Here is a 14,816-nt window from a genome sequence, read left to right as displayed (position 1 = left end):
CATCATTCGTCCATGTAGGAGCGCAGCTCGTCGGCCGAGCGATTGACACCAATCGACATCGACAGGATGCGCGAGATATGCGCCCGCGGCAGCTTGGTTGCCTTTGCCCACTCGTTAATCTGGCCCTGTACCTTGGCGAGATCCTTCTTGGAGGTAGCGCTTGCACCAATGTCCAGCCCGGCGTCGCGCAGTGCCAAAATCATGTCCTGCGACATGATGAACGTATCCCAGCCGAGCCAGCGCAACAGATATTGCCCGGTATTGCCGCCAAGCCGGCTGCCGTGCTTGCCAAGATAGGCTGTGAGGCCGACCTGATCGTCGGCGGGCCAGGCGGCCAGGAATTTTCCGAAGCCGCCATGCTCGTTTGATACACGCTCGACGAAAGCCGCGTTGTCGCGCACTGACCTGATTTTTTGCGGATTGCGCACGATGCGTTTGTCGGAGGCAAGGTCGTGCCAGAAGTCGTCAGGCTGGAACAGCAGGCGCTTCGGCTCGAAGCCGAGGAACGCTTCTTCGAAACCCGGCCATTTCTGTTCGATCACGCGCCAGACAAAACCTGCCGCAAAGACCCGTTCAGCCATGGTGGAGAGAATTCGGTCGTCGGTGACCTTGGCGAGTTTTGCATTATCGGACGCAGGGCCGAGCAGCGACATCAGCACGGCGTCGCCGCCCTTGCGCTCGGCCGCACGCGCCCTGATCTTCGCAAAATCCGCCATCGATCTTCCCTCCTCGCCGCGTCGCGATGCGATATCCGTCATCTTCGTATATGGATATGCGGCTGCCAAGCTTGCGCCTTCATTGCGGAGTGGAAGATGTCCCTTCGCGAAACCGGAAGGCCAGGCGTGACCGCATCGACGGTGCGCATGATGATGCGGTAAACCTCAAGGCCGAGACCAGGATCATGGCGCTGCACAAAAACCGCGACGAAATACGTTTCCAGGAGATCATCCTGTTTCGCGAAAAGGTTCGCGAACGCGCCGAGCCGATGCGACGCATGGCTCCCATCGCTGATGATGCGCGCGCCCAATGATGGACACTGTCCACTACCTCGTTGAGCGCTTCGGGCTTCTTGCCGTATTCATCGGCTGCATGGCCGAAGGCGAAAGCGTGGCGATCCTCGGCGGGTTTTTCGCCCACCAGCAGATATTCGCGCCGTGGCAAGTATTGACCGTTGCGTCCGCCGGCGCCTTTTTGGGCGACACGCTGTTCTTTGTCCTTGGCCGGCGGTTTTCCGGCCATAAATGGGTGCGCCTGCTCAGGCGCCGGCCCGGCTTCAGCCATGCCTACAGAATGGTCCAGGCCCACCCCAATCTCTTCGTGCTGGCGAACCGTTACATCTATGGCATGCGCATCGCCGGTGGCATCGCCGCCGGCCTGTCGGGCATTCCGGTCATGCTCTTTCTCGCCCTCAACGCGCTATCGGCGCTGGTCTGGGCAGCATTGTTCGTGAGCCTTGGCTATGTCTTCGGCCTCGGCGCCGAGCATATCATCGGCGACACGCTGAAGGGTCACCATCGCTTGCTGATAGGTCTGGGCATCGGCCTGGCGGTAGCGATCGCCGGATGGCTTCTCGCCCATCATGTCGCCAAGAAAGAGCCGCGCGAATAGGTATCAGCCGACGCCGAGCGCGCGGTCTCCCCGATCGAGAATGAGCGGAATGATCAGGTCTTCCTCGTCGTCGAGGTGGCGGGACAGCATGGCGACCAGCCGAGCGTTCTCATCGGCATAGGCGTCAGCGGCAAAGCGCTGCTTGTCTTCGCTTACTTGCAGTGCACGGAGAAAGGCGTTTGCCGTCTCAGCGTTGCGCTCCAGCGCATCATGAATGAGGTGATGGTCGGCATCGAGGATATCGAAACCGCGTTTCAACCGCTTCTCGGCATTGGCGAAGGCCGGGAAATAATGCTGGTCCTCGACATTGTGGTGGCCGTCGAGATTACCGAGGAAGAAGTTGAGTCGCGGCGCGAACCAGCGCGCGAACTCAGGCGCGTCGAGCCTGCCCTCGCGATAATCGCCAATACCACCAGTCAGTGTCGCGCCGAGTTCTCGGAACATGTCATGGCGCTGCAGCCACATCGACGCCATGCCGTGCACATTATCGTGGGCGCGCCAGTCTTCGCGCGGATATTGCTCGACCAGCCAGCGCAGATCTTCCGGCAGACCGTGGCGCGCTTCAAGATGATGAGTGTTGGCCATGTCAGCCATGTAGGTCTCCTTTGGTGACTGACATATGGGGACGCACTCGTCAGATCGGAAGACCAAGGGCGCGTTCGACAATGGCGAAGCCCCAGAAGCCGAGAACGATGACAATCGAGATCAGCACCGCCAGCGAGCCGCAGTCCTTGGCGAGCTGGATGTCGATGTTGAATTCGCGGCTGACGGCATCGCATGCCGCCTCGATGCCGGTGTTGAGCACTTCGACGGTGATCAAAAACAGGATCGAACCGATCAGCAGCGCATAACCGCTCCAGGTGCCGGCGACGAACCAGCCGATCGGCAATGCTGCGATCAGCAGCATGATCTCCTGCTGGAATGCCGCTTCGGTGCGGATGAGCCGCGAGAACGCGCGCACCGAATTCTGGAAAGCCTTGACCAGCCGCTCCATGGAATGCCCTTTCAAATCTTCGAAAGGGCATCATGTAGCGGCTTGGCGGTCAGTCGAACAGATAGGAATCGTTGGCAAAGAAGCCGTGATCGACCGAATCGTGCACGCGGCGGCCCTTGGCGCCCTCGCCCGCCGCACCATAGGCAAAGAAGATCGGCATCAGGTGCTCGTCGGTCGGATGGTTGTCTCCAGGGAACGGCGCCTTGGCCCGCCAATCCAGCAGTTCTGCAGTATCGCCTAAGCCAAGCTTGTCGGCGAACCAGTCGGTGAACGCATGAACCTTTCCGGCAAGCGCCGGATCAGGTTCCGCTCCATGCCGCAACCTGCTGAAATAAGCCCGCAGATTGTGCGTGATATGGCCTGAGCCGATCAACAGCACGCCTTCGTCGCGCAGCGGCGCCAATGCCTTGCCGATGGCAAAATGCCATGCGGCGTCGCGATTGGGGTCGATCGACACCTGGACGATCGGAATGTCGGCATCGGGAAACGCCAACTTCATCGGCGTCCAGCTGCCATGGTCGTAACCACGCTTTTCATAGGTATGCGGCTTGAGGCCGGCAGCTTCGAGCATGCCGAAAACCCTGGCCGCGAGCGCAGGTTCTCCTGACGCCGGATAAACCATTTTGTACAGTTCCGGAGCAAAGCCACCGAAATCATAGATCATGCCGGGCTTGGGATCAGTGACGACCGCAACGCCGTCGGTCTCGAAATGCGCAGATACGATGACGATGGCCTTGGGCTTCGGCATCAGCTGCGAGACAGTTTCGAGATAGTGGCGCGCCGGCGTCTCGGCCAAAACGATATCGGGGCCGCCATGCGAAATGAAAAGGGTGGGCAACGAGCTCATGTTCTTTCTCCTTGCCTGGAATATACGCCTCGTTGATTGTTTCGTGCAGATTGCAGCCACACGACGAAGCGTTCACCAATCGTGAACAGACATAAGCAGGACGTTCACCCGTCTGCGACGGCGATGTCGGGAGTCGACCGCTCATATTGCGGCAAACCATCGTTGATCTCGTAGTAGCTGCCCTTCTGTCCAACGAAGATGTGGCATGATCCGGCAAGCCCTCTGGGATCGTCGAACAGGCCCGCCATGATCGAGATGTCGGGTTGCCCATGTGCCTTCCAGAACAGCAACGAGCCGCAGCGGTTGCAAAAGCCGCGCCGGGCAAACTCAGACGCTGAGTACCAAGTGATGTTTTCGCTGCCTTGAACCTCGAGCTGGCCATCGGCAACGCTGGTTGCCGCATAATAATGCCCGCTCTGCTTGCGGCATTGCGTACAGTGGCAGTAGACCACCCCGCGCAGCGGTGCTGTCGTTGTGAACCGCACGCTGCCGCACAGACACGATCCCTGATGTGTGTTGTCCATAGCCCTCTCCTCGACCGACTGGACTTAAGCTGGCCCATATCAAGACATTTTGCTCGAGGATTTGCGACATTCGGCGTTCTGGCCCATGCCATGCTACGGCTGGCACGGCGAAAATACACCCTGTGGTAGAAAAATGACCGTCACAGCGCTGCAAATTAAGGAAACCTTAGCCAGCCTAAATTAGATATCAATGCAAGCGAGGTGCGCAGAGGGGACCTGCGCCATTGCAAACTTTCTCTTTCACGCCGCTCGCGCCCCCGACCGGCTGCCCGCTAGCTTCACGCCGGCGCGCCGCCGGCCGTTTGGCCAACTGAAACGGGACAATAATGCATTCCGCAGCCGCCCCGACAGACCGAGGCAACGATATTGCGAGCACTGTCGTGGCAACCATGGGCCAGATGGGCGTGATTGGGTTGCCGCGCAATTACGAGATCTTCTACGAGGCGCTCACCGGAACGAACCCGGCGCTCAGCCTCGAGGTCATAGCCCTCGGAAATCGCCCCACCCAGGAGCAGCTCGACCTGGTTGGCCAGAAGTTCTTCGCTCAGAATCACGGCCAGGGAATCGTCGAGCACGCACGTGAAGTGCTTGCCCGCGAACTCGAAGGCGTGGCAAGCCTGCTACGCAACGAGCGCACCCATCTGGAGCGCTATGGCAAGGTGCTCGACGAGACATCGAGCGGGCTGAACAGCCGCACCGCCATGTCACAGGAACTGCTGCAGAAGATCGTTGGCGTGATGTCGGTGGCAACCGCGTCCACCATCGACCACGGCAAGCAAGTCGCCAGCACGCTCAGTGACAAGTCAAGCGAACTCGAAAGCGTCAAATCGAAGCTCGAAGAGTACAAGAAGCTCGCCGACACCGATCCCCTCACCCACATCTGGAATCGCCGTGCTTTCGACCGGCGGATCGCCAAGATCTACAACGACAACAAGGGCATCCTGTTCAGTGCCCTGATCCTGGCAGATATCGACCGCTTCAAGGACATCAACGACCGGCACGGCCATCCGGTCGGCGACAAGATCCTGCGCATCATCGCCAGCATCTTCCAGTCCAGCGTTCATCGCGACATGTTCGTGGCCCGCACCGGCGGCGAGGAGTTCGCGCTGATCGTCGAGGGCACCACCGAGGAAGCCACCTACGAGATCGCCGACCGCGTTCGCCTGCTGGTTGCGCAGACACAACTCAAAGAAATTCAGCCGGGCGTGAATTGCGGCCAGGTGACGGTTTCGATGGGCGTGTGCATGGCATCCGACGCCGAGAGTGCGGAAGACCTCTATGCCAAGGCTGACCGCGCGCTCTACCGCTCCAAGCTGATCGGCCGCAACCGCGTCACCCGCTACTCGACGATCGCCGAACGCCAGGGCAAGAGCTGGATGCTTTACAAGAAGGATTGAAGCGAGGCTCGCCCTCGTCACGCCCATCTCTTTCCATAGGAATGTTTCTGGACTATATTTGCCAGAGAAATGGAGAGTTCGATGCGAAGTCATCCAGGATCAGAGACGGCCACAGCACCCGGCACAGTCATCACCAAAGCGACCTTGCGCGCCGCCGACCTGCTCGGCATCACCGCCAAGGTGCTTTCCTCCATCATCGGCGTGTCCGAAGCCACAGTGTCGCGCATGCGCAAGCAGGAGTTTGCGCTGGACGCCGGCAGCAAACCGTTTGAGCTCGCGGTGCTGTTTGTCCGCCTGTTCCGCTCGCTCGACGCCATTGTTGGCGGCGACGAACCGATAGCCCGTGAATGGCTGCGCAACGAAAATACGGCACTCGATGCTGTGCCGCTCGAAAAAATCGTGACCATAGCCGGGCTTGTCGATGTCATTGCCTATCTGGACGCCCGCCGCGCTCTCATCTGAGGCGCGCTCCCTCGACGGCCGCTGCTGGCGGCTGGTCGAGGCACAACACCGTGTCTCCACCTTGAAGCTTGTCGATGACCTCGATGAGCAAGCAGCGCTCGAAGAACTGATCGAAGCGACCAAGCCGCTCATCCCGCTCGAATGCCGGCACCTGCATTATCTCCTGGCGACGCCGTTCCGCTACGGCTCGAACTATCCCAGCGGTTCGCGTTTCCGCCGCGCCGGCAAGACACTCGGCGTCTATTATGCGGCAGAGAAGGTAGAAACCGCGGTTTCGGAAATGGCCTTTTACCGGCTGCTGTTCTTTTCAGAGTCGCCCGATACGGCCTGGCCGAGCGACGCCGCCGAATACACCGCGTTTTCAGCAGCCATCAAAACGCCTCGTGCCGCCGACCTGACCGTGCCGCCACTTGCGCAGGACGCGGCAGCCTGGACGCATCCGACCGACTATGCCGCCTGCCAGCAACTGGCCGATACGGCCCGCGAGGCCGGCTGCGAGGCAATCCGCTACCGCTCAGTGCGCGACCCCGCCGGCGGTGCCAACGTCGCATTGCTCACCTGCCGGGTCTTTGCAAAACCCGCACCGGTGGAGCGCCAGACCTGGCGCATTCGCCTCGGCCAGTCCGGCGTCCAGGCCATCTGCGAGTTTCCCGAAATCCGCATCGGCTTTGACCGGACATCCTTCGCCACCGATCCCCGCCTTCAGCACATGCGCTGGCAGCGGAAAAAGGCGCCGGTCGATACCGGCGCCTTCTGATTCATTGAACCCAGTTTGCGTATCAGCCGTTGACGGCCTTCTTCACCGGCGTCGGCGCGCTCTTGCGGAGCAGTTCCGAAACCAGGAAAGCGAGCTCGATCGCCTGGTCGGCGTTGAGACGCGGGTCGCAATGGGTGTGATAGCGATCTTGCAGCTCTTCCGCCAAGATGGCGCGGGCGCCGCCGGTGCATTCCGTCACATTGTTGCCGGTCATCTCGACATGGATGCCGCCCGGGTGCGTGCCCTCGGAGCGGTGGATGTCGAAGAAGCTCTGCACTTCACTCAGGATGCGGTCGAAGGGCCGCGTCTTGTAGCCGGCTGCGGTGATCGTGTTGCCGTGCATCGGGTCGCACGACCACACAACCTTGCGGCCTTCCTTCTCGACGGCACGGATCAGCTTCGGCAGATGATCGCCAACCTTGTCGTGGCCGAAGCGCGCGATCAGGGTCAGGCGGCCAGCCTCGTTTTCCGGGTTGAGCAGGTCGATCAGCTTCAACAGGCTGTCCGGGGTCAGCGACGGGCCGCATTTGAGACCAAGCGGGTTCTTCACGCCACGGCAGTACTCGACATGGGCATGATCGGGCTGGCGCGTACGGTCGCCGATCCAGATCATGTGGCCGGAGGTCGCGTACCAGTCGCCCGAGGTCGAGTCGACGCGGGTCAGCGCCTGCTCGTAGCCGAGCAGCAGCGCCTCATGGCTGGTGTAGAAATCGGTCTCGCGCAGCGCGTAGTTGGTCTCGGACGTGATGCCCACCGCGCGCATGAAATCCATCGTCTCGGTGATGCGATTGGCCAGAGCCTCATAGCGCTCGCCCTGCGGGCTGTTCGACACGAAGCCGAGCATCCACTGATGCACGTTCTCGAGGCTGGCATAGCCGCCCTGAGCGAAAGCGCGCAGAAGATTCAGCGTTGCGGCCGACTGCCGGTAGGCCATCTCCTGGCGTGCAGGATCAGGCACGCGCGACTTCTCGTCGAAGGCCGGGCCGTTGATGATGTCGCCGCGATAGCTCGGCAGCGTCATGTCGCCCTTGGTCTCGTTGTCGGACGAACGCGGCTTGGCGAACTGACCGGCGATACGACCGACCTTCACCACCGGCTGTGCGCCAGCGAAGGTCAGCACCACCGACATCTGCAGGAAGACGCGGAAGAAGTCGCGGATGTTATCGGCGCCGTGCTCGGCAAAGCTTTCAGCGCAGTCGCCGCCCTGGAGCAGGAAGGCTTCGCCATTGGCAACGGCAGCAAGCTGCTTCTTCAGCTTGCGCGCCTCACCTGCAAAAACCAAGGGGGGAAAGGTTGCGAGACGGGCTTCCGTTTCTGCGAGCGCCGCAAAGTCCGGATAAGACGGGACCTGCTGGATCGGCATGCTTCTCCAGGAATTCGGGGACCATTTCGTCATGTTCGCACCTAAAAAGTTCGCTAACGGGCACCTCACCCGCGCCATAGCCCGCCATTGCGGGAACGCGGCTCTTTACACGATGAGGAGCCCCTAATCTACCCCGGAACACGCCCGAGATCGAACGTTTCCCTACGGAAGGTTCCAAGCGGCGGCAACGTCAGTCGTCGACGCGCACTCCGTCCCTCACGATGTAGCTGGGCTTGTACATCGTCACCAGTTCTTCCGCAGCCGTGGGGTGCACCGCCATGGTACGATCGAAGTCGTCCTTGGTCAGCCCGGCCTTGAGCGTGATGCCCAGCAACTGCGCCATTTCGCCGGCGTCGGGGCCAAGCACATGGGCGCCAAGCACAAGCCGCGTGTCGCCGTCGACGACCAGCTTCATCAGCATCTTTTCCTGGCGTCCCGAAAGCGTGTGGCGCATCGGGCGGAAGCTGGTGCGGTAGATTTCGAGATGCCTGAAGCGCTTGGCCGCATCGTCTTCGGACAGGCCTACGGTGCCGATCTCGGGCTGCGAAAACACGGCGGTCGCCACGCAATCGTGATCAGGCTCGGTCGGATTGTTCCTGAATGCCGTCTCAACGAAGCACATCGCCTCATGGATGGCGACCGGGGTCAGCTGAACGCGGTTGGTGACGTCGCCGACGGCCCAGATATTCTCGACGTTGGTCCGCGACAGACGATCGACAACGATCGCGCCCTGCTTGTCCATCGCCACGCCGGCGGCTTCAAGGCCGAGGTTTTCGGTGTTGGGCGTACGACCGATGGCCAAAAGCACCTGGTCGACAGTCAACGACTGGTCCGAGCTGAGCTTGACATCGAGCCGACCGTCGCTGCGCTTGACCACTTCTTGCGAAACCGAGTGCAGCAGGATCTTGATGCCCTTCTGCTCCATCGTCTCATGCAAGGTGCGCCTGAGGTCCATGTCGAAGCGGCTTAGGATTTCCTTGCCGCGATAGACCAGCGTCGTCTCGACGCCGAGCCCGTGGAAGATGTTGGCGAACTCGACGGCGATGTAGCCGCCGCCTTCGATCATGATCGCCTTGGGCAGGACAGGAAGGTCGAAGACCTCGTTGGAATAGATGCAGTGTTCATGCCCCGGCAGTGCCGGGTGCGCAGCGGCCCGTCCACCAGTGGCGATCAGGATCTGGTCGGCGGTCACCGTGCGGTTTTCGGCCTCGATCCGGATGGTGTGGCTGTCGACGAGAACGGCGCGCGACTGGATCGTTTCGCCGCCAGAGCCTTCGACATTGCGCTTGTAGATCGCCTCAAGCCGCGAAATCTCGCGCTCCTTGTTGGCGACCAACGTGCCCCAGTCGAACTTGGCTTCGCCAACGGTCCAGCCATAGCCGGCAGCATCCTCGAAATGCTCGGGAAACTGCGAGGCGTAGACATAGAGCTTCTTGGGCACGCAACCGCGGATGACACAGGTGCCGCCGAAACGGAACTCTTCGGCCAATGCAACGCGTTTGCCCAAGGCCGCAGCAACGCGTGCTGCACGCACCCCGCCCGAGCCGCCGCCGATGACGAAGAGATCGTAGTCGTACTGGGCCATGATATCCTTCCTGCGGTTAGAGCAGCAGCGCACGTGCGATGGCGCGCAAAGGTCGCTCTAAGTCTTTGAAACTGCGCATCACCATGGATGCAGTGTGGTTGGGTCACAGGTAGTGGCAGCAGCGGCAAAAGAAAAGCCCGGCAAATGCCGGGCTCCTGGATCGTGACCGTTGGTCGCGGCTGATCAGTTCTTGGGTGCGGCCGGTGCAGCGCCTTCAGCAGGGGCAGCGCCTTCGGTTACAGCCGGGGCTGCGGTGCCCATGACGGCCTTCAGCTGCTCGCCAACCTGCTCGGACAGGTCACGCGCGATACCGTTCTGCCAGATCTCTGCGGCCTTGACCAATTCACGCGAGGCGATCGGGCCATTTTCGATCAGCTTCTTGCCGGCTTCGGAATTGTAGAAGGCAGCAATATCGGTGAGGTTCTGCTCGGAAAACGCCTTGGCATAGGCAAGCGCCGACTCACGCTCAAGGTCGGCGCGGCGCGAGGCCATGGCCAACGTCTTTTCATCGACGGTATTGGTGATCACTTCCTGCATGTCGGGGTTCTGCTGGATCAGCTGCTGCTTGAGGGCAGCGGCTGCCTGCGGCAGGATCGCATCAAAGCTGTCGGTCGCGTGGATCGCAGCAATCGCTGCGTGCGCTGCCTTGATGTGGGATTCGCCGATCTCCTGGGCCTGGGCCGAGAATGCGACGGCCGCGAATGCCGAAGCCGCCACCATGACGGAGAAGCGGCGAAGCCGGTTTGTCAAAATCATGATGAATAGAACTCCTGTTTAGCGGGTCGGATGGACGGTTCTGACACCATCCGAGCCGGCGATGACGGCAACGGTGGCCAGACCCAGAAAGAGACCGTGCTCCACCACGCCGGGAATGGCGTGCAGGGCATCAGAAAGCGCTCTTGTATCGGGAATGCGGCCAAAAGATGCATCGATAATGAAATGTCCACCGTCGGTTACGAAGGTCTCGCCCCCGACTTTACGCAGCACGAGCGGCCCCGAAAGACCAAGCTTCGCAGCCGCCTTGGCGATGGCGATTTCGGTGGCCTTGAGGCCGAACGGATTGACCTCGATCGGCAGCGGGAAACGGCCAAGCGTGTCGACCAGCTTGGTCTCGTCGGCAATGACGACCATGCGTTCCGAGGCGGCAGCCACGATCTTTTCGCGCAGCAGCGCGCCGCCACCGCCCTTGACGAGAGTAAGCGCCGGATCGATCTCATCGGCACCGTCGATGGTCAGGTCGAGTTCGGGCGTCTCGTCGAGCGTCGACAGCGGAACCGACAGTTCGCGGCAAAGCGCTGCTGTGCGCTCCGACGTCGGCACGCCGATGACCTGCATGCCGGCGGCAACCTTAACCGCGAGCAACCTGACGAACTCCTCGGCGGTCGAACCGGTCCCGATGCCGAGGCGCATTCCGCTCTCGACATAACCCAAGGCGGCGCGTGCCGCCTCGATTTTCAAAGCCTTGGCATCCATGATTGTTCGCAAAATCCTCGAATATCAGGCTTGGCTCCTAGCATTTTTGCCCGTTGGGTCAAAGGTTTTATGACCTCCGCTTGCGCCATGGCAGGCACGGGGCTATCGCCTGTGCGACGCACGAACCTGTGAAAGCGGAGCCATATGTCCAAACCGATCATCGTTTTCGACCTAGACGGAACCCTTGTCGATACCGCTCCCGACCTGCTCGACAGCCTGAACCATACGCTTGTCGCCGGTGGCCTCGCCGAAGTCGACGACACCGCCTTCCGTCGCTTTGTCGGGCAAGGTGGACGGGTGATGATCGAGCGCGCCTATACCTCGCAGCAAAAGCAGTTGGCCGCTGCCGAGCACGACCGCCTACATGACATTTTCCTCGACCACTATACCGCCAATATTCCGGGCCGCTCGCTGCCTTACCCTGGCGTGGTTGCAGCCATGGAGCGCTTCGCTTCGGCAGGCTACCTGCTCGCCGTATGCACCAACAAATACGAAAACCTCGCCATGGGCCTGATCGCGGCACTTGGGCTGTCCGACCGCTTCGCTGCCATCACCGGCCCCGAAACCTTCGGCATCCGCAAGCCCGACCCCAGGCATCTGACTGAAACCATCGCCAAGGCAGGCGGCGACGTGTCGCGCGCGGTGATGGTCGGCGATTCGGTAACCGACATCGATACTGCCAAGGCAGCAGGAATTCCTGTGGTCGCCGTCGACTTCGGCTACACCGAGCGACACGTGCGTGAATTCGAGCCTTCGATGATCATCTCGCACTATGACGAACTGACGCTTGGCATGGCACAAAAGCTGATTGACGCAGCAAGTCGATAAAGTCGCCTTGACACGACTCCCGACCCTCCCCTATATCGCCCGAACGTTCGGCCCTTGAGGCCTCGGACGGGCGATTAGCTCAGCGGGAGAGCACACCCTTCACACGGGTGGGGTCGCAGGTTCAATCCCTGCATCGCCCACCATCTAACTATCTGAAATTCCCTGATAATTTATCCAACATAGCGGCTGCGCCATCGCTGGCATTCGGCACACTCTGGCGAACAAGCGCAGAACATGGCAGGCCGACCCGTGGAAAATCCGTGGACGGTGTTCGCAGAACGTTCCCGAGAGAATCAACCTCGGCGACCATTCGAGTTTCTCGCGAACGGATTGACGTCCCCGGTTGTCTTGTCCGGCGCGTAGATCAAGCCAACGGCTTTCCCCTTACATTTCTCACAGCGCATCTTGGGAGCGAGATCGTCAGCCATTGCCGGCGCATCGGGGCCGAGTTTGTCGAGCAGGACGTTGAGATCGATTCGCTTGTTATGATGGCAACGCGGGTTGTGGCAGTACGCATGCAGCGTCATGCCTTCGTCGATCAATTGCTGAACCGTCCAATACGCCATGCGAACGGAATAAGAACAGCAAGGCCATTCTGTCAATTGACCAGCCCACCCAACAGGAATAAATCCCTCCGCCATTGGGGCGTTCTCTCAGGAGCACGCTATGGAAATGGAAGTCTCGGCCGTTGTGGGGAACAAGGCCTATTGGGAAGTCACCTTCGAGGACATCGCCGAATGGTGGATACTCGGGGTGCGGTGCGGGTGCTGCAGCCATAAAGGGCCGATTGACCGCGCCAAGCTGGAGCGACGCTGCCAACAGCGATTCTTGCGCTTTGCTACCCGTTTCACGGTCTGCAAGAAATGCGGCAATCGCGAACTCAATAGCATCTATATCGCCGGGAAGCTACCTCGATGAGCAACCTTTGCCTGCTCAAAAGCTTATGGCCTCGATCAAGTCAGCGAGGCAGGAATGGCAAAGTCCCCCAGGCGCCAAGAGAAATATCCCGACCGCAGCATCGATTGCCAGGAAGCGGCTGACCAAGCGTTCCGAGAGGTCTGGGAGAACATGGCGACGGCAGGATGGGGGCCGGAAGAGATCGCAGCAGCCATCTACGAACTAACCGACAACCATCTCACAGCACTGCGGATGAACGATAAGACCGACGACGACATCCGCTTGGCACGGGGCGCTTGAGCCCGCAAAAGCTGGCTGGTAATCTTGGATGCGGCGGAAATCTGTCCGCAGGCCGGCGCAGCTTTGGAAGACTCAGCCGGGAGGCGCCGGCCAAGTTCATTCAATGGATCGATTCCCCGCCCTCGCGCGTTTCTTCGCGTCGATTTCTGGGAGAACGTCATGACCCAACAGCATGACTCACGGCAGTTGGACTTAATCGACTATTTGAACGCGACCGCCGATGATCGCTACACGATAGCGACCCTTGCGGAGAAATATGGGCTCTCCACCGGCCAGGCGCGGGCCTTGATTAAGATCTACGGGCGATCGCGCCAAAGGCTCGATAGGGTGATGGCCGCACAGCCTGTCCAAAAATAGGGTGACAAGCCCCTTCATCCCGCCGTGCATCCCGACGCTCGTCGACAAGCCGCCTGAGGGCGATGCGTGGTCGCATGAGATCAAATACGACGGCTACCGAACCCAGATCCACCTTGCCGGTGGGGAAGCGTTAGCCTTCACCCGCAACGGCCATGACTGGTCCCCGAAATACGCATCGGTGCTGGCCGCTGCGCGCGACCTCATCAAACGCGATGCCATCCTAGACGGCGAGATGGTGGTGCAGGACGAGACCGGCCGGACCGATTTCAAGAAACTTGCCAGCGCGATTCGATGGGAAAGCGCGAGCCTTGTCTTCTATGCGTTCGACCTGCTGGGGCTTGATGGGAAGGATTTGCGCCGCGAGCACTGCGACGACCGGCGTGCCAGGCTGCAAGAACTGATTGGCCCTCACCGGCCGGACATCTCAATCCAATTCAGCGAAGAGTTCAGCGGCACCGGTGCTGAGCTATTCGCCGCGGCCGAACGGATGAACCTCGAAGGCATCGTGTCCAAGAGGCGCGCCAGCATTTACCGCGGCGGCGACAGCAAGGACTGGCTGAAGATCAAAACCTACACCACAGGCGAATTCGTGGTGATCGGCTACGAGCGCAAGAAAGGCGCGGCGCCGTCACTGCTGCTTGCCGACGGTGATCTGCACTACGTCGGGCGGGCAATCCCCGCAATCGGCGGGAAGCAACGGGACGAACTCTGGCAGGCGCTGGAATATCTGCACACAGGGAAATGGGCCGCCTCAATCGGGGCCGGCAACAAAGGAGCCGTGCCGGTACAGCCGGTCTTGCGCGTCATGGCCAAGCACCTGCGCGGCGAGGACAAGCTTCGTCATGCGACCGTGACCGAGATCCTTGGGCCATAAACGCAGAAAAAGCCCCGCCACCTTTCGGCAGCGGGGCGGTTGTGTTCTGAGGATATGGGAGCGTTCAGCCAGGCCACGGCCTGACATAGGTTCGAGCAGTGATGACCGTATCAGGCGGGATGTGTCGCAGATGGATCATGGTTGCTCCTTTCATTGCCGGAGGCCGCCGGCTCGGGTCGGGGAAGCTACGAATGGTCAGGGCGGCGGTCGGCCTGTCAGCCAAGTGTAGAGCCCAAGCAGCCATCCCGCCGCGCTAATGATGGCAACCCCTGCCCTGAGCAGCACCCGCCCCGCAGTGCCCGCCCCTTGGGCTTGGGTGCGAAGGTTGACCACATCGTCTGTCACCGCCTGCATGCTTGTCTGGCTATGCTTTACCGCGATCACATCAGACTCGACGCGGGTCAGGCGATGTGTGAACTCGTCGAGCCGACGGTGAACGCCTGCCCTGCTTTCGTCGGCGCGGTCCATACGATCAAGGATCGCTTCAAGCTGACCCTCCATGCGCCCCAACATCATGTCCATGCTGCGTTCGCTCAATTCCCCAGCCCTT

General features: G+C 60.8%; 21 protein-coding genes and 1 tRNA gene. 10 read left to right on the top strand and 12 right to left on the bottom strand.

Features of this window, described 5'->3' with window-relative positions; translation table 11 throughout:
- Positions 1-2: 2 nt before the first annotated feature.
- Entirely contained in the window at positions 3-716 is a 714-nt protein-coding gene (locus AC1DLV_RS20065) for a DNA-3-methyladenine glycosylase I (protein ID WP_476801686.1), read from the bottom strand.
- A 38-nt stretch (positions 717-754) separates the two neighbouring features.
- Positions 755-1,027 (bottom strand): hypothetical protein, encoded by a 273-nt coding sequence (locus AC1DLV_RS20060; protein ID WP_476801685.1) that lies wholly within the window; start codon positions 1,025-1,027, stop codon positions 755-757.
- Between AC1DLV_RS20060 and AC1DLV_RS20055 the strand changes: the two genes are divergently transcribed.
- On the top strand, positions 1,027-1,608 hold the full coding sequence (locus tag AC1DLV_RS20055) for a DedA family protein (protein WP_476801684.1): 582 nt from the start codon (positions 1,027-1,029) through the stop codon (positions 1,606-1,608). The genes AC1DLV_RS20060 and AC1DLV_RS20055 overlap by 1 nt on opposite strands.
- A 3-nt stretch (positions 1,609-1,611) precedes the next feature.
- Here the strand turns inward: AC1DLV_RS20055 and AC1DLV_RS20050 are convergent, their stop codons facing one another.
- From AC1DLV_RS20050 to AC1DLV_RS20035, 4 genes are all read right to left on the bottom strand, one after another.
- Entirely contained in the window at positions 1,612-2,202 is a 591-nt protein-coding gene (locus tag AC1DLV_RS20050; RefSeq protein WP_476801683.1) for a hemerythrin domain-containing protein, read from the bottom strand.
- A gap of 40 nt (positions 2,203-2,242) precedes the next feature.
- Positions 2,243-2,602: a diacylglycerol kinase gene (locus AC1DLV_RS20045; protein WP_476801682.1), complete on the bottom strand. Its 360-nt coding sequence runs from the start codon at positions 2,600-2,602 to the stop codon at positions 2,243-2,245.
- Positions 2,603-2,651: 49 nt separating this feature from the next.
- Positions 2,652-3,449 (bottom strand): DODA-type extradiol aromatic ring-opening family dioxygenase, encoded by a 798-nt coding sequence (locus AC1DLV_RS20040; protein WP_476801681.1) that lies wholly within the window; start codon positions 3,447-3,449, stop codon positions 2,652-2,654.
- A 104-nt stretch (positions 3,450-3,553) separates the two neighbouring features.
- Complete coding sequence (locus tag AC1DLV_RS20035) at positions 3,554-3,973, bottom strand: GFA family protein (protein WP_476801680.1); 420 nt, start codon at positions 3,971-3,973, stop codon at positions 3,554-3,556.
- A 326-nt stretch (positions 3,974-4,299) separates the two neighbouring features.
- Between AC1DLV_RS20035 and AC1DLV_RS20030 the strand changes: the two genes are divergently transcribed.
- The 3 genes from AC1DLV_RS20030 (at position 4,300) to AC1DLV_RS20020 (ending at position 6,589) form a co-directional block, all read left to right on the top strand.
- Entirely contained in the window at positions 4,300-5,370 is a 1,071-nt protein-coding gene (locus AC1DLV_RS20030; RefSeq protein ID WP_476801679.1) for a GGDEF domain-containing protein, read from the top strand.
- Between the two features lie 81 nt (positions 5,371-5,451).
- Positions 5,452-5,832, top strand: coding sequence for an antitoxin Xre/MbcA/ParS toxin-binding domain-containing protein (locus AC1DLV_RS20025; RefSeq protein ID WP_476801678.1), 381 nt, complete (start codon positions 5,452-5,454; stop codon positions 5,830-5,832).
- Positions 5,792-6,589, top strand: coding sequence for an RES family NAD+ phosphorylase (locus AC1DLV_RS20020; RefSeq protein ID WP_476801677.1), 798 nt, complete (start codon positions 5,792-5,794; stop codon positions 6,587-6,589). The genes AC1DLV_RS20025 and AC1DLV_RS20020 overlap by 41 nt, the downstream gene beginning before the upstream one ends.
- Before the next feature lie 22 nt (positions 6,590-6,611).
- On the opposite strand, the gene AC1DLV_RS20015 is transcribed toward AC1DLV_RS20020, so the two are convergent.
- The 4 genes from AC1DLV_RS20015 to rpiA form a co-directional block, all read right to left on the bottom strand.
- Positions 6,612-7,985 carry a class II 3-deoxy-7-phosphoheptulonate synthase gene (locus tag AC1DLV_RS20015; protein ID WP_476801676.1) on the bottom strand — a complete coding sequence of 458 codons (1,374 nt, stop codon included), beginning with the start codon at positions 7,983-7,985 and terminating at the stop codon, positions 6,612-6,614.
- A gap of 157 nt (positions 7,986-8,142) precedes the next feature.
- The gene (gene gor, locus AC1DLV_RS20010; RefSeq protein ID WP_476801675.1) at positions 8,143-9,537 is read right to left on the bottom strand and encodes a glutathione-disulfide reductase; all 1,395 of its coding nucleotides are present in this window, start codon (positions 9,535-9,537) and stop codon (positions 8,143-8,145) included.
- Between the two features lie 183 nt (positions 9,538-9,720).
- Positions 9,721-10,293: a DUF2059 domain-containing protein gene (locus AC1DLV_RS20005; RefSeq protein WP_476801674.1), complete on the bottom strand. Its 573-nt coding sequence runs from the start codon at positions 10,291-10,293 to the stop codon at positions 9,721-9,723.
- Positions 10,294-10,311: 18 nt separating this feature from the next.
- On the bottom strand, positions 10,312-11,010 hold the full coding sequence (gene rpiA / locus AC1DLV_RS20000) for a ribose-5-phosphate isomerase RpiA (RefSeq protein WP_476801673.1): 699 nt from the start codon (positions 11,008-11,010) through the stop codon (positions 10,312-10,314).
- A 144-nt stretch (positions 11,011-11,154) separates the two neighbouring features.
- Between rpiA and AC1DLV_RS19995 the strand changes: the two genes are divergently transcribed.
- Together AC1DLV_RS19995 and AC1DLV_RS19990 are read left to right on the top strand one after the other, a co-directional pair.
- Complete coding sequence (locus AC1DLV_RS19995) at positions 11,155-11,838, top strand: phosphoglycolate phosphatase (RefSeq protein WP_476801672.1); 684 nt, start codon at positions 11,155-11,157, stop codon at positions 11,836-11,838.
- A gap of 68 nt (positions 11,839-11,906) precedes the next feature.
- Positions 11,907-11,981 (top strand) — tRNA-Val (locus AC1DLV_RS19990).
- Between the two features lie 150 nt (positions 11,982-12,131).
- Here the strand turns inward: AC1DLV_RS19990 and AC1DLV_RS19985 are convergent.
- Complete coding sequence (locus AC1DLV_RS19985) at positions 12,132-12,479, bottom strand: hypothetical protein (protein ID WP_476801671.1); 348 nt, start codon at positions 12,477-12,479, stop codon at positions 12,132-12,134.
- Between the two features lie 25 nt (positions 12,480-12,504).
- Between AC1DLV_RS19985 and AC1DLV_RS19980 the strand changes: the two genes are divergently transcribed.
- The 4 genes from AC1DLV_RS19980 to AC1DLV_RS19965 all read left to right on the top strand — a co-directional run bounded on the left by AC1DLV_RS19980 (position 12,505) and on the right by AC1DLV_RS19965 (position 14,266).
- Entirely contained in the window at positions 12,505-12,756 is a 252-nt protein-coding gene (locus AC1DLV_RS19980) for a hypothetical protein (protein WP_476801670.1), read from the top strand.
- A 54-nt stretch (positions 12,757-12,810) separates the two neighbouring features.
- A complete protein-coding gene (locus AC1DLV_RS19975) occupies positions 12,811-13,035 on the top strand; it encodes a hypothetical protein (RefSeq protein WP_476801669.1) in 225 nt (74 codons plus the stop codon).
- Positions 13,036-13,194: 159 nt separating this feature from the next.
- Positions 13,195-13,392: a hypothetical protein gene (locus AC1DLV_RS19970; RefSeq protein WP_476801668.1), complete on the top strand. Its 198-nt coding sequence runs from the start codon at positions 13,195-13,197 to the stop codon at positions 13,390-13,392.
- Between the two features lies 1 nt (position 13,393).
- Entirely contained in the window at positions 13,394-14,266 is an 873-nt protein-coding gene (locus AC1DLV_RS19965; protein ID WP_476801667.1) for an ATP-dependent DNA ligase, read from the top strand.
- 195 nt (positions 14,267-14,461) lie between these two features.
- Here the strand turns inward: AC1DLV_RS19965 and AC1DLV_RS19960 are convergent.
- Positions 14,462-14,816, bottom strand: a 355-nt coding sequence (locus tag AC1DLV_RS19960) for a DUF1515 family protein (RefSeq protein ID WP_476801666.1), incomplete at its 5' end; no start/stop codon positions are given.

Source organism: Aminobacter sp. 01T433 (assembly GCF_056398585.1).
The sequence above is the reverse complement of the archived record's forward strand: the minus strand, read 5'-3'. Positions and strand labels throughout refer to the sequence as shown.